The sequence below is a fragment of the Desmospora activa DSM 45169 genome (assembly GCF_003046315.1).
Lineage (GTDB): Bacteria > Bacillota > Bacilli > Thermoactinomycetales > DSM-45169 > Desmospora > Desmospora activa.
This window is the reverse complement of record NZ_PZZP01000002.1, coordinates 34,555-49,066: the sequence shown is the minus strand read 5'-3', so window position 1 is coordinate 49,066 and position 14,512 is coordinate 34,555. Positions and strand designations below refer to the sequence as shown.

Below are 14,512 nucleotides of genomic sequence, written 5' to 3'. Positions count from 1 at the left end.
GTTTTGTCTCTCGAACCATAGGGTTGATAAAAAAGTATAGAGAGGGAAACCAAATGAAAAAGATTACAACGGGACAAAGCAACAGCGGCTTCTCCGAAGCAGGACTGCTTAGACTGTGTGAGGTGCTGGCACGGCATGTCGAATCCGGGAAGATTCCTGGGCTTGTCGCCCTAGTCAGCCGGAACGGTGAGACGCACGTCGAAGCGCTTGGCACGATGCGCCATGACGGTGGTGCTCCGATGCGCCGGGACACGATCTTCCGGATGGCCTCGACATCCAAGCCGGTCACGATGGCGGCGGCGATGATCCTGCTCGACGAGTGCAGGCTGCGGCTGGATGACCGGGTAGAGACGTGGCTGCCGGAACTCGCCGACCGGCGGGTGCTGAAGCGGGTTGACGGTTCGCTGGACGATACCGTGCCAGCACGTCGACCGATCACCGTACGGGACCTGCTGACCTCCACGTTCGGACTCGGCATGGATATGACGTCGCTGGGCACTCCGATCATGAACGCGATCTTCGAGCAGGGGCTCACGCCCAATCTACCGGAGCCGATGCCCGAGCCGGATGAGTGGATGCGCCGCCTTGGCACGCTTCCGCTGATGCACCATCCTGGAGAGCACTGGCAGTACCACATCAGCAACGATCTACTTGGCGTGCTCGTCGCCAGGGTCACGGGCCAGTCGTTTGAGACATTTCTGCGTGAACGCCTCTTCGACCCCCTAGGCATGAAGGACACCGGTTTCCATGTGCCCGAAGGCAAGATTGACCGTCTGCCACCCAACTACGCCCCCGACCCGCAGACCGGAGAGTTCATGTGGGAGGAGGCCAGGGGGGGACGCCACAGCCAGCCTCCGGCATTCCAGGGCGGCGGAGGCGGACTGGTCTCCACCGTCGACGACTACTACGCCTACTTCCGGATGCTGTTGAATGAGGGGATGCACGGGACCGAACGGATCCTGTCCCGGCCCGCCGTCCAGCTGATGACCACCAACCGCCTTACGCCCGAGCAACTAGCCGCCCGAAGAGCCATGGCCACCAACAACGTCCATGTGTCATTCGGCCAAGGGCAGCACGGCGGCTGGGGCTTCGGGATGGCGGTGCGCACCTACCGCGGCGACTACGCGTCCATCGGCCAGTTCGGATGGGACGGCGGAACCGGGACCTCGACCTACGCTGACCCAGACAAACAGCTCATCGGATTCCTGCTCACCCAGGTCGGAATGTCCACCCCGGATTCAGCGCGGCTTATTCACGACTTCTGGACCATGGTCTACCAGGCAATCGAAGACTGACACCGAGCCCGCGCCTGGTATGCCCGCGCTCAACCCACGAGACTCAACGGTCAGCCCCCTGGTGGCCGATTGGAAGTAAAAGTGCCTTTGGTATTTTGGTGAGGAAGGAACAGTCACCACGTAAAACGATTCCTGTCACTTTGGCAAGACCCACAAAACGTTTTCAACATGTACCGTAGGAACTACGGGAAGTTACGCTCGTGGAGAGGACTCGTTGGAGACTCGATGAATCGAGAAGCTCTACCGCTTTAGTGGAGAGCAGTTCACATACAAAGCCTGGTTGAAAAAACAAGGAATCGATGATGCCCCTCATTCAGCCTTGTTCTGGACATGCAAGTAGGCAATCGTTTGAAGTATGTTCGAAATTAGCTATTACAGAAGCTCAAGAAGAATATAACCGTATGATTTCTTCCTTTCCTGTGTAAAAAGCAGGCCGATTTGAAATAGATATCGGTCTGCTTTCCGTTTATTGGTCGAATTAGGATTTGTTGTTTGATTGCTGGTTCTGCCCCTACAATCGTTCAATCTGAACGGATGTAGAGAAGAAGACAGCCCCTCCTCCCATATCCGCGGTCCGGTCAGGCGTAAGTTGATTGACCCCTTTATTTCCTTCATAGGATTGATTCCACCAGAGGCCGGGGGAAACCACCACACCGGGGCGAACCCGCTCTGTCACTTCCGCGTACAGGATAACATTTCCACGTCGATTGTAAACCCGCAATCGATCGCCGTTTGCGATGGCGAGCGATTCCGCATCAGCGGGATGGATCTCGAGAGAAGGGCGCTTCTCCAGCCTCTGCAAGAATTGATGGTTGGCCATGGTTGTATTTAAAAAACGATGGTTGGGTGGAGAGAGAAACATAAACGGAAATTGCTCGTCTCGTGTACCCGTTCCGTCTCTTCCTTCCGGTAAGGGGGTGTGTGCAGGTAAGGGGTCCATCCCCGCCACCGCCATGGTTTCGCTATAAAGGGCGATTTTCCCTTCTGGACGGGACAAGCGGTTTGGATACAAAGGATCGGCGGATAGATTCAGTTTTATAATCTCCTGTTGCTGCAACTCTGCAAAAGATAGATTGCGCATATAGGGATTGGCGGGGTTATCCAACACCTGCCGGACAATATCCTCCGGTGCGTCCGCAAAACAGCGTTCAGTAAAACCCATCCGCTCCGCCAGTGTGCGAAAGAGGCGATAGTTGGACCACGCCTCCCCTTGGGGTGGGATGACGGGTCGGGCCAGCTGCACATACAGATGCCAGTAAGATTTGTAGATATCCATATTTTCCAGGTGACTGGTGGCGGGGAGGACAAGATCGGCGTACCGCGCTGTGTCGGTCAGAAAGAGCTCATGCACGACGGTAAATAAATCCTCCCGCTGCAATCCTTTTAATACCCGCGCTTGATCAGGAGCGACAGCGGCAGGGTTGGTATTGTAAACGAACAATACCTGTACCGGCGGTTTTGCTTCCAACAACGCCTTGCCCAGTTGAATCATATTAAAGGTGCGCACATGGGGGTCGGGCAACAGATCGGGACGTTCCAATACATCTTTGTTGGCGGTGAAAAGTCCGTTTTCTTTGAGCGCCCCACCACCGCGATGACGCCAAGCCCCTGTCAATGCCGGCAGGCAGGCGATGGTTCGCACGGTCATCCCGCCGTTGTCGTGGTGTTGCAAGCCGTTGCCGATGCGGATGAAGGTAGGGTTGGAGTGGGCGTATTCCCGTGCTAGACGTCGAATCTGCGCTTCCGGCACACCGGTGATCCGGGCAACAACATCGGGGGGATACTCCTGTAACCGCTCTCGAAAGGCTTCCCACCCACTGGTGTATGAGTGGATAAACGCTTGATCATGCCAACCTTCTTCTGCAATCACGTGCATCAATCCCAAGGCCAAGGCGGCATCGGTGCCGGGGTAGACTGATATAAACTCATCGGCCCAACGCGCTGTTCGGTTTTTACGCACATCGATGGCGATGATTTTGGCCCCGCGTTTGCGCGCTTCTGTCAGAAACGTCATCTGGTGCATATTGGTGCTGACGAAATCGCCACCCCATAGGATGACATAACGACTGTGAACGGTCTCTTCCGGATCAAGCGCCCCTTTGATACCGGTCGTATATGTAAATCCTTGGTTGCCGGCGGTATTACAAATGGTCCGTTCTAAGCGACTGGCACCGAGGCGGTGAAAAAAGCGGCGATCCATACTGCCGTTATTAACCAAACCCATATTGCCGTAGTAGCTGTAGGGGAGGATGGATTCCGCTCCGTTCCGATCGATAGCGTCGTGAAATTGACGGAGGATTTCATCCAGTGCTTCATCCCAGCTGATCGGTTCAAAGCGCCCCTCCCCCTTGCGGCCGACCCGACGGAGGGGCTGCAGGATACGATCGGGGTGATGTACCCGTTCCGGAAAATGGCGCACTTTGTGACAGATGGCTCCTTTTGTCACGGGGTGATCGGGATCACCAGTCACTTGCGTAACACGCTCTCCGCCCTCCACCGTGACGTGCAAGCCGCAGGTGTCGGGGCAGTCCAATGGGCACACCGACCGATAAACTGCGCTTTTCATGTGAGGTTCCTCCTGTGATGGTCTGTCCCTATTGTAGCGGAGGAAAAAGAAAAGGGAAATTAATCAGATTGATCTTTGACAATTAAAAAGGGGGGAGCGGAGACGGATAACCCAACCAAAACGTCCGTGATTGGATTGGCAATAACCCTTAACAGATAATCCAAATCCGCTAAACGAGAACGTTACATTTATCGTTATCCAAGATAGAAGTTTGTCGCATGAGAAAAGGGTCCAAAATGAGAGTATAAAGCGTGATCAACCAACATCGAGATCAGAACGGACAAGGCACCGACGGAGGAGGTCGATCAATCTGGATAGAGGGATGAGGCGGAAGGGAACCTATTGGTTGGTGCGAGGGGCGGCTGGGATTAATTTGGCGGCAGTGGTTTTGGCCTGTTTGTTTTTGGTTGGAATGGGGCAGGGATCGTTTGGAGAGCGCATGCAATATATCCATGCCAACCCGACTGCTTGGAACCTCTCATGGGCGGCAGCATTGGCGTCAGCATTGGGACTCCTATTTGTATTTACCATCTTGACGCTCCGTCTGGACCGCTCCTACCGTCCGCTGTTGCAAATGGCCTGGATGATCGGGGTGATGGGAGCAGCATCGTGGGTACTGCACGATTTGTTGCAAATGACCGTGATGCCTGTGTTATCGTTGTTGGTTTTGGAAGCTCCCACCCCGCACTTGGTGGATCATATATTACGATGGGAAAAACTTCTGGTTCAACTGGTGGGTGTATTTAGTTGTATCTGTTTTGCGATCAGCGGGTTTATCTATACCAGTGTGATGTTTCGAACGCGCTTCTTTCCGTCATCGGTAGCTGTGTACTCCTTGGTTTTGTGGAGTATTGTGTTGGCGGCATCAATCTCGGTCCGTTGGGTGGATGCCTTGTTGCCGTGGGTATTGGCGGGATCGTTGCTGTTGTTGATTCCATGGTATTGGCAACTCAGCAATGTGCTTTCCCGTTCGCTTTCGGAGTGAAGAAGACGGGGAAATCCTGTCTTTTTTTATGGATAAGGGGTGGTTGGTGGACGGTTTATGTGCCTGGGAGTATGAGCGCAAAAAAAGGCGTTTGTGAAATAACGAAGGTGAGGAAAGCGGTTTCTTCACAGGATGATCACAATTGCCATGTAGCGTCGTCATCTAGTACACTATTAAAACCACTGTTAAGGAGGAGTGACGCTCTATGAACCTGCGATCGTTCCAATTATCAGATATCCACGGGGTTACATCGTTATGGAAAATGAACGCTTCCAAGGAAAGGGAACAACAGACACTACAAGTGTTGGCCAAACAATTGGCTTATGATCGTGATCTGGTGTTGGTGGCGGAAAAAGACGATTCAATTGTTGGCGCGATCGTTGGGACGATAGAGAAGGACACGGGCTATTTTTACTGTCTAGCTGTCCACCCTTCGTATCAAGGACAGGGAATTGGACGGAAATTGACGTCGTTGTTGGAAGAACGTTTTCACAATAAGGGCGTGCAAAACGTACAGGTGATGGTGGATGAAGGAACGGAGAAGTTGGCACCTTTTTACTATCATTTAGGGTATCAACAAGCCTCTTCTTCGATCTTGGAGAAAATCTGGCTTTTTCGGCTACCAGACGTTATTTCTACTTCATAAGGGTTAACTTTTGCTTTTGTTTTTATCTTTTCGGTGTTTATGAATGTTTTTATCTAATTTATTTGATTTTTTAATTTAAGTGGAATTTGCAGGCAGGAATTAGCCCCTTCGATGCTTAATCCATTGAGCAGGAGGTGGTTATGATGGGAAGAGCGCATGGTGTATGGTTCCAACGGACAAAGGGTCGTCTCGATCCCGGATTGGTCAAAGAGCTTTTGCGGTTGCGGCAGACGGGAGCAAAAGAAGATGAATCACCTCTACCTGTGATTATTCGCTGGAACAAGCAGGCGGACACGGAAAAACGGAAACAGGCATTGAACCGTTGCCAAGAGGGTTCGTGTAACCACTTAGATGGCGAGCTAACGTTGATGGATTGCGCTTTTGGGAGATTGACACCGACGACGATCCAGGAATTATTGGATAATGAAGCGGTTGGAAAATTGTTTTACGATCGACCAGTGAAAGCGTTGCTCGATATTGCCGGGAAATTTACCGGTGCGCTGGATGTCCACATGGAAGAGGGATTGACCGGTGACGGAATCGGGATTGCCGTGATCGATACGGGCATCCACCCCCATGATGATCTGGCGCAGCCGGAAGCCCGCATCGACGCATTTGTCGATTTTGTCAACGGTGAGTCGGAACCCTACGATGATCAGGGGCATGGAACCCATTGTGCCGGCGATGCCGCCGGAAACGGTCACCTGTCGGAGGGACTGTATACGGCACCAGCGCCAGGGGCGCGCTTGATCGGAGTAAAGGTATTGGATGAAAACGGTGGTGGGCAGTTGTCAACCGTTATTCAGGGAGTGGAGTGGTGTGTGGAAAACCGGGAACAGTACGGGATCCGCATCATGTCTTTGTCACTAGGCGCTCCCGCCTATGAATCCCACCGGGACGACCCCTTGTGTCAAGCGGTAGAGGAAGCGTGGCACCATGGGATCGCCGTCTTTGCGGCGGCTGGTAATGAGGGGCCGGAGCCTGGAACGATCAGCACGCCGGGTATCTCACCGGCTGTGGTTACCGTGGGTGCCATGGATGACCGCAATACGGAAAATCCAGACGATGATGAAAAAGCCCCCTTCTCCAGCCGTGGCCCAACCCCTGACGCTTGGGTAAAACCGGATATCTACGCGCCGGGGACGGATATTATCTCCCTGTCGGTTCCCGGTTCGCCTTTAGAGAGGCAGTTGCCGGAAAATCGGGTGGGCGAGCATTATATCAGCTTGAGTGGCACGTCGATGGCGACTCCGTTTTGTGCCGGTGTGGCGGCGCTGTTGCTGGAGGCGAATCCCATGCTCAGCCCCAACGATATCAAAAGCATACTGATGCAGACGGTTCAATCGCTGGACGGGGACGATCCCGCTGGCGTGGTGGATGTGAAGCAGGCCGTCACATTGGCCAAACAGTATCTTCAATTCCAGGAAACGTTGGCGGAAGCCTCCCGTTAAATAGAATGACTGTATATATAAACAACCTTAGCCCGGACAAACCAGGCTAAGGTTGTTTATAATTAATGGAGTGAGGGATTTTACAATCTTTTCACGAGCGAACAGTGGAATCGCTCCATGCTTCCCCCAATTCTCGTGAACGCTCCGTCGCACGGTGAACAGCACGGACTAATGTTTGGTGAAATTGGTGGCTATCCAGGGTTTCCAGTCCGGCCATGGTTGTTCCGCCGGGAGAGGAGATCCTACGCCGCAACTCCGCCGGCTCTTCCTCGGTTTCCAGCAGCATGTGAGCGGCGCCCACCAAGGTTTGCAGTGTCAGTTGGCGGGCGATCGGTTGACTGAGACCTGCACTGATGCCCGCTTGTTCTAACGCTTCAACCACATAGTAGATATAGGCGGGACCGCTGCCGGATAACCCGGTGACGGCATCCATATCCTGTTCGGTGACCCGAACCGTGTAACCGATCGCATCAAACGTTTGCTTTGCTTCTTCCAGATCTTTTTCTACAGCATATTGCCCTGGGCACAGAGCGGTAGCCGAACATCCGATCATGCTGGAAGTATTGGGCATGGCTCGGATTACAGCCGCTTTCGCACCCAAGCGTTGCTCGATCCAAGCGGTGGAAATGCCAGCAGCGACAGAGATGACACGCTGATCCATCCGAATGATTTCTCCCCACTGTTGTAGCGCGAAATCCATATCCTTAGGCTTGACGGCAAGGATCAGGGTACGTGCACGCCGAACGGCTTCCGCTTTATCCAGTGGATAATCAACGCCATAACGACGGGACAAGTCTTTAAGTCGATCATTGTTTTGTCTGTTGATGACGGCGATTTCAGCGGGAGTAGCTTTCCCTTTTTGGATCAGGCCTGCGATGATCGCTTCCGCCATCGAGCCTGCTCCGATAAAACAGTATTGAAAATGGGCTTTCATGAGGGCTCTCTCCTTTTTGGCGAATCCGTGACAAACACAAGACCCCCTCTCGTCTGAAGGACGAAAGAGGGGGTCTTCCGCGGTACCACCTTACGTTGGCACTGATGTGCCCTGCTCAGTCACGGCTGGTTGCCGTGCACGCTCGCTAACGGGGCGCGCTCCGTTCGGTTTAATCACCGACAGCATCGAGGGTGGGTTTGGGGCGGGTGAACGACGGAACCTTACAGCCGCGGGCTCCGCTCTCTGTGCGTTCGGGGCCGTCCCGTTGGCCCTGTCATCGCTTTTCCATTCATATCCGGTCATTGGTTTCTAATAATTATGCATACCGATGTGCTTCATGTCAAGTAATGAAAAAATATATGAAATCAATTCTGATTTTTTGTTTAATCGCATTCACTTTTGGCAATACAGGAAAATGAGTGGGAGGTTGAGAGAGAATGGTGAAAGCCGGTGATTGGATTCACATCGAAAGCCGGAAACACGACGGCTCTTTTCACCGCGCATGGAAGCAATCTCTCGTATTGGAGGTAACACCGACAGAGATCCTGGTTGCCAACGAGGATGTGGAAGTGACCGAGTCGGATGGGCATTCACGGATTTCTTCCGGTTTAGCCATTTGCCAGTTTTATAGAAATAAATGGTATAATATCATATTATTATTCGATGCATCTAACTTCAATCATTGGTATTGTAATATCGCTTCTCCTTTTCGACTGAGTGGAAACTCGTTAATTTACACGGATTACGATTGGGATCTGTCCGTCGATGTTACAGGTGGCTACCATTGGTTGGATCAAGAAGAATTTGAGCAAAATTGTGTACGCCACGCTTACCCTTACGGTGTGAAAAGGAATGTGGAGGAAGCGCGAACAGAGCTGGAGAGCCGGTGGCGAGAAGGAAAAAAGCCGTTCACTTCATCCTTTGTGGAAAGCGGGTATCATCGATATCTTTTATGGAAAAAATTGATCGATGGGGTGAAGTGATGGAATATGAAAGGGGTTATTAACGGAATCGCCCCTTGGTTACGAACCGTTTTTCTGGCGATTTCCTTCGCGCTGGTAGTCAATCAATTTGGGCTGGCGTTGTCTGTGGTTAACGGCACTTCGATGGAGCCCACCCTAGAAGACGGCGACAGGCTCCTTATCAATAAGTTTCATTTTATGGTTAACGAACCGCAGCGGGGAGATGTGGTTACCTTTAAAGATCCGACTCGAAACGGCCGCTATCTGGTAAAGAGGGTGGTGGGGGTTCCGGGAGATCGCATTGAAATCCGTGATCACACGTTGATCCGCAACGGCAAAAAAGAGCATGAGCCCTATATTAACACGGAAATTGAAGATGGTGATTATGGTCCCATCGTGGTAAAAGAAGGTCATGTATTTGTCATGGGTGACAACCGACAACAGTATGCCAGCCGAGACAGTCGTTACAAAAGTGTGGGACAAGTACCCAATCGATTGATTGAAGGGAAGGTGGAGTTTATTCTCTGGCGCCCTTCGTTAGCAGCCTTCTTGTGACATTGACAATACAGGAAACAATTTCAAATAATATAAGAAGTCGAAAAATGTTCACATAAACCATTTGCGCCCGCTGTGTGAAAAAAGCATAATGAAAAGCATGGATGACAGGGCCGCGGCGACAGGTTTTGACGTGACAGGGATATGGAACGTCGTTAATGTCAAAGACGGAAAAGAGAAAAAACAAACATTTATGAGGGAGGATCCAAAAAATGGACCTGTTGAACAAGACAAGACGAATTTCACGCATTCTGCAACGAAATGTGAGCCATCACTTGGTTGATTTTGATCAAGTGGCGGAAGCGCTGTGTGATGTGATTGGAGCCAATATCTATGTGGTTAGTCCCGAAGGGGAGATCTTGGGATTGGCGGTCAATCATGAGATTGAAAATGAACGGATGCAAAAGTATCTGAAAGAACGTCAATTTCCTGAAGAGTATGCAACACTCCTGATGGAAGTAGGTAAAACCTCTTCCAATGTAAGCGTGGACAGTCCCTATACGGCGTACCCGGTGGAGATGAAAGATATGTTTAAACACGGGTACACCACCCTGGTGCCGGTTGTCGGCGGTGGGGATCATCTTGGAACGTTGGTACTGTCCCGGATCAACGAAGAGTTTGTCGATGATGATCTGGTTCTGGGTGAATATGGAGCGACCGTCGTTGGCATGGAGATTCTGCGGGAACGCTCTGGCAAAATCGAAGAAGAAGCGCGCAGCCGCGCAGTGGTTCAGTTAGCCATCAACTCCCTCTCTTTTAGTGAGTTGGAAGCGGCTGAGCATATCTTCCACGAGTTGGACGGCATGGAAGGGTTGCTAGTAGCCAGCAAGATCGCCGATCGCGTCGGTATTACCCGTTCCGTTATCGTCAATGCCCTGCGCAAGCTGGAAAGCGCCGGTGTGGTCGAGTCCCGTTCTCTCGGTATGAAGGGAACCTATATCAAAATCTTGAACAAAAAGCTGTTGCCCGCCCTGGAAAAAGCACGCAGCTGATAGTGCTGATAACGGGAAGAGGGGAGCGATTTCCAGTGTAGTGCCTTTTGACCGACTACCCAGCGAAGCTTCAGAAGGGTCCAACCGTTTAGCGGCTACACAGTTTTTCCTTTGGCCACTGGTTGGAGACGGAGGAGGCGGAGCGGACAGCCCTACATCCTTGAAGGGAGAGAGGCGCGAAGTCGGAAATCGGGACCCGGGCCCACTTTTTCATCAACTGTACCGCCTTTGGGCGGTTTTTCTTTTTGTAGTGAGTCGGGCATTCTTCCCATTCTTTGTTATAATGAAAAGGTGTCTTGTTGGATTGGAGCTGAAGGAAATGGGAAGTGTACGACGATATCTCCGCTTTATTCGTCCTTATCGAATCGAAATTTCTATTACCATGGTCGTCGGTATAGTGAAATTTGGGATTCCACTGCTGCTACCCCTGATTCTTAAATTTGTGGTGGATGATATTCTACTGACGGAGCAGGCGATGCAAGACAAAGTAAATCAACTGGTCTGGATCCTGGCTGGATCTTTATTTGTGTTTACCGTGATTCGCCTGCCGATCGAGTATTATAGGCAGTATTTTGCCCAGTGGACGGCCAGCAAGGTATTATTTGATATTCGCAATCGCTTGTTCGACCATATACAAAAGTTGTCCCTACGCTATTACAACAATCAAAAAGTGGGCCAAATCATTTCCCGCGTCATTCACGATGTGGAACAAACCAAAGAGTTTGTGGTTACTGGAATGATGAATATCTGGCTGGACTTGATAACACTTTCGATCGCGGTGGCGATCATGCTATGGATGGACCCGTGGATGACCTTGGTTGCCTTGGCGGTGTTTCCGCTCTACGGAGTAGCGGTGAAGTACTTTTATCAGGGATTGCGCAGATTGACGCGGGAGCGCTCGCAGGCGCTTGCGGAAATGCAGGGGCACTTGCATGAGCGGATTCAGGGAATCTCTGTGATCCGCGCTTTCAATCTGGAAGAGCATGAAAAAGAGCAGTTTGACCAGCGTAACCAGCATTTTTTAAACCGGGCGTTGGCCCATTCCCGCTGGAATGCCCGCACGTTTGCAGTAGTCAATACCATCACCGATATCGCACCCATCCTGGTGATTGGCTTCGCCGGTTGGCAAGTGCTTCAGGGAAACCTCACCATCGGAGAAATGACGGCATTTTACGGTTATCTCAACCTTATCTATTCGCCGATCCGTCGCTTGGTCAATGCATCCACGACTTTGACACAAGCGCTAGCTTCTATGGATCGCGTGTTTGAATTTGTGGATGAACCTTACGATATCAAGGATAAGCCTGGTGCGGTCCATGTTGAGCGTGTTCGGGGGGAGATTGCGTTTAGGGATGTAAGCTTTGCCTATCACGGCAGGGAAGAGCCCGTGTTAAAAGGAATCGATCTTAATATCCGCCCAGGAGAAACCGTAGCCTTGGTCGGAACCAGTGGTGGAGGCAAATCCTCCTTAGTTTCGCTGATTCCCCGCTTTTATGATGTGACTGCAGGGAGAGTGGAAGTGGACGGCAGGGATGTTCGTGATTGGACCTTATCAAGCTTGCGCAGACAAGTGGGGATGGTGTTGCAGGATAATATTCTCTTCAGCGGTTCTGTCTTGGAAAACATCCGAATGGGCAAGACGGATGCCGACATGGAAGAAGTAATCGCAGCAGCCAAAGCGGCCAATGCCCACGATTTCATCATGGAGTTGCCGCAGGGGTATGAAACGGAGATCGGTGAAAGAGGCGTTAAATTATCAGGAGGACAGAAGCAACGGGTGGCAATTGCCCGTGTCTTTTTGAAAAACCCCACCATCTTGGTACTGGATGAAGCTACCTCTGCGCTGGATTTAAAATCGGAACAGTTGATTCAGGAGTCTCTAACCCATTTAGCCCGAAATCGAACAACCTTGATCGTTGCTCACCGTCTGGCTACGATTACACATGCCGACCGAATCTGCTTGATTGAAGAGGGTCAGATTGTGGAAAGCGGCACCCATGATGAACTGATGAAAAAACAAGGCAGATACGCGCGTTTATTTAGTGTCCAAGACCTGGGAGCGGCCCATAAATGATGGCCCCGAAAAGGAAGGGATTTTTGAAAGCGAAGTGCCTTTGCTGTTCCACTCAGCGAAAGACGCCGAGAGCGGGAAAAAGCGGGCTACATGTTTGAGCGGCAGCGAGTTTTGCCCGCTTCCGCTCTCGGGGGCTGGAGCGGACGGTTCTAATTTCTTCGTGAACAGCAAGAGCACGAAGATTCAAAAATTCCTCCCCCAACGAAACTGAAAGCCGGGAGAGAGGAGGGTACTGTGATCAAATGTTTTCCCGTCAAACACGAAGGGGATGTGGTCGATATCCGCAGTCACGTGCGGGAAATGGCCAAAAAGCACGGGTTTGATGACCTTGATCAGGTGCGGATTGTACAGTCGGTCTCCGAACTGGCCCAAAATGTGGTGGAACACGCTGAAGAAGGGATTGTCCAAGTAAGCTTGGTAGAAAAAGAGGAGAAGGGCGGTATCCAGATTGAAGTGCAGGATTTTGGTCCGGGCATTGCGGATTTGGAAACGATTCTGCGCTCAACAGAAGCGCCCGCAGTCGTAGAAGGATATGGGCTGAAGCAGGTGCGGGACTTGATGGATGATTTTTCGATCCGGGTGCTGGAAGGGAAAGGGACCTGGATAAAGGTGACAAAATGGTTGGAAGAAGAACGAAAAACGAGTGGTGATCCGATGTGAAACACAACTGGCCCAATTTTCTCCGCCTTTTTTCCTAATGGGGAGGATGTATCTATATTATGAACCTTTGAGGGGCGCACTTGACGATGTTTTCGACACTCTACTAAAATGGGAATGACTATGCTGCCATTCCCTGTATATGTTGAATTTGCGTCAATGTAAGCATTTTCTCACCCATCATCCAACTTGCGGTCCAATGGACTGGATCGGCTCTGAGCCTCTTCGCTGGGCCCCTCTTACAGGAGGGACTGGTTCCAGCGGCGTTTTTTTTCGGAAGGTAGTTTTTCCATACATTTACATTTGATAAGGGATTTCATGCCGACGAAAAAAGGCGCAATCCGTTCCTGACCGATATACATAGAAAGGAGGGGTAGCATGGAAGAACCCGTTTCACAGCAAACCTCAAGTGGGATCCTCACTGACGGTGTATCGGCAGAGGCGGTGATGAAAGCGACTTGGCGGGATTTTTGGACCATTACCAAACCAAGTATCAATGCATCCAACTTATTAGCTGCATTCGCCGGCTTTTGGCTTGCTGGCTATGGATCGATGGATGTTCCGCTGCTGCTAGCGATGTTAGCTGGCATGGCACTGGTAATCGCCGGCGCATGCACGGTTAACAACTATATCGATCGCGATATCGATCCCTTGATGAATCGAACGAGCGACCGACCAGTCGCAACCGGCCGAATCCAGCCGTTGACCGCTCTCTGGTACGGAATCACCTTGTTTTTGGCTGGAACGATCCTGTTGGCGACGTTGGTAAATCCATTATCCGCACTTCTGGCGGCAATCGGGTTTCTGGCATATGTTTTCCTCTACACAGCGTGGACGAAGCGGACCACCCCTTGGAATACGGTGGTGGGCAGTATATCGGGTGCCGTTCCGCCGATGGTCGGTTGGGCTGCGGCGACAGGTGGCTTGGAATGGCCTGCTTGGATGCTATTTTTGTTTATGTTTGTCTGGCAGCCTGCTCATTTTTACGCCTTAGCCATGATGAAAGCGGATGATTACCGAGCTGCCGGTATTCCGATGTTTCCTGTGGTGAAGGGGTTCCAGGAGACAAAGCGCCAAACTTTGGCTTTTATTATTCTGTTGTTGCCGGTCTCCCTTCTCCTGTTTGCGACAGGGGTGGTCAGTTGGCTCTATCTGGGGATGGCGTTTGTGTTGGGAGGCGTCTACCTGTACCTGGCTTTGGCGGGGTGGTCGAAGGATGCGGATGATATCTGGGCTCGCAAGATGTTTTTCTACTCCATCCTGTATTTGACCATCATGCAACTGGGAATGTTTATTGATCCGATTCTTTTTCGATGATTGATGCTTGTGACAGTTTGGCGCCAATTGCCATCAGTTGACGGCAATTTATGATATATAATAGTTTTTGGCCAGATT

At 51.4% G+C, this 14,512-nt stretch carries 13 protein-coding genes; 10 read left to right on the top strand and 3 right to left on the bottom strand.

The genetic code is table 11. The features are described 5' to 3' along the window. Positions 1-53 precede the first annotated feature (53 nt). On the top strand, positions 54-1,295 hold the full coding sequence (locus C8J48_RS13550) for a serine hydrolase domain-containing protein (RefSeq protein WP_107727796.1): 1,242 nt from the start codon (positions 54-56) through the stop codon (positions 1,293-1,295). Positions 1,296-1,806: 511 nt separating this feature from the next. On the opposite strand, the gene C8J48_RS13540 is transcribed toward C8J48_RS13550, so the two are convergent. Further along, positions 1,807-3,861, bottom strand: coding sequence for a molybdopterin-containing oxidoreductase family protein (locus C8J48_RS13540; RefSeq protein ID WP_107727795.1), 2,055 nt, complete (start codon positions 3,859-3,861; stop codon positions 1,807-1,809). Between the two features lie 322 nt (positions 3,862-4,183). On the opposite strand from C8J48_RS13540, the gene C8J48_RS13535 reads away from it, so the two are divergent. The 3 genes from C8J48_RS13535 (at position 4,184) to C8J48_RS13525 (ending at position 6,943) form a co-directional block, all read left to right on the top strand. Continuing rightward, positions 4,184-4,846, top strand: coding sequence for a hypothetical protein (locus C8J48_RS13535; protein WP_107727794.1), 663 nt, complete (start codon positions 4,184-4,186; stop codon positions 4,844-4,846). 205 nt (positions 4,847-5,051) lie between these two features. After that, positions 5,052-5,492 (top strand): GNAT family N-acetyltransferase, encoded by a 441-nt coding sequence (locus tag C8J48_RS13530; RefSeq protein WP_107727793.1) that lies wholly within the window; start codon positions 5,052-5,054, stop codon positions 5,490-5,492. Between the two features lie 143 nt (positions 5,493-5,635). Next, positions 5,636-6,943 (top strand): S8 family peptidase, encoded by a 1,308-nt coding sequence (locus C8J48_RS13525; RefSeq protein WP_245891229.1) that lies wholly within the window; start codon positions 5,636-5,638, stop codon positions 6,941-6,943. Positions 6,944-7,034: 91 nt separating this feature from the next. Here the strand turns inward: C8J48_RS13525 and proC are convergent, their stop codons facing one another. Next, a complete protein-coding gene (gene proC, locus C8J48_RS13520; protein WP_107727791.1) occupies positions 7,035-7,877 on the bottom strand; it encodes a pyrroline-5-carboxylate reductase in 843 nt (280 codons plus the stop codon). A gap of 437 nt (positions 7,878-8,314) precedes the next feature. On the opposite strand from proC, the gene C8J48_RS13515 reads away from it, so the two are divergent. From C8J48_RS13515 to C8J48_RS13500, 4 genes are all read left to right on the top strand, one after another. Further along, on the top strand, positions 8,315-8,860 hold the full coding sequence (locus tag C8J48_RS13515; protein WP_107727790.1) for a DUF402 domain-containing protein: 546 nt from the start codon (positions 8,315-8,317) through the stop codon (positions 8,858-8,860). Positions 8,861-8,866: 6 nt separating this feature from the next. After that, on the top strand, positions 8,867-9,394 hold the full coding sequence (gene lepB / locus C8J48_RS13510; protein ID WP_107727789.1) for a signal peptidase I: 528 nt from the start codon (positions 8,867-8,869) through the stop codon (positions 9,392-9,394). Positions 9,395-9,606: 212 nt separating this feature from the next. Then, positions 9,607-10,386, top strand: a complete 780-nt coding sequence (codY, locus tag C8J48_RS13505) for a GTP-sensing pleiotropic transcriptional regulator CodY (RefSeq protein ID WP_107727788.1) — start codon at positions 9,607-9,609, stop codon at positions 10,384-10,386. Between the two features lie 319 nt (positions 10,387-10,705). Further along, positions 10,706-12,460, top strand: coding sequence for an ABC transporter ATP-binding protein (locus C8J48_RS13500; RefSeq protein WP_107728235.1), 1,755 nt, complete (start codon positions 10,706-10,708; stop codon positions 12,458-12,460). Between the two features lie 52 nt (positions 12,461-12,512). Here C8J48_RS13500 and C8J48_RS19235 read toward each other — a convergent pair whose 3' ends face one another. After that, complete coding sequence (locus C8J48_RS19235; RefSeq protein ID WP_281261221.1) at positions 12,513-12,647, bottom strand: hypothetical protein; 135 nt, start codon at positions 12,645-12,647, stop codon at positions 12,513-12,515. Between the two features lie 47 nt (positions 12,648-12,694). Here C8J48_RS19235 and C8J48_RS13495 point away from each other — a divergent pair, with 47 nt between their 5' ends. Next, positions 12,695-13,120 (top strand): ATP-binding protein, encoded by a 426-nt coding sequence (locus C8J48_RS13495; protein ID WP_107727787.1) that lies wholly within the window; start codon positions 12,695-12,697, stop codon positions 13,118-13,120. 375 nt (positions 13,121-13,495) lie between these two features. After that, positions 13,496-14,434: a heme o synthase gene (cyoE, locus tag C8J48_RS13490; RefSeq protein WP_107727786.1), complete on the top strand. Its 939-nt coding sequence runs from the start codon at positions 13,496-13,498 to the stop codon at positions 14,432-14,434. The last annotated feature ends 78 nt before the right edge of the window (positions 14,435-14,512 follow it).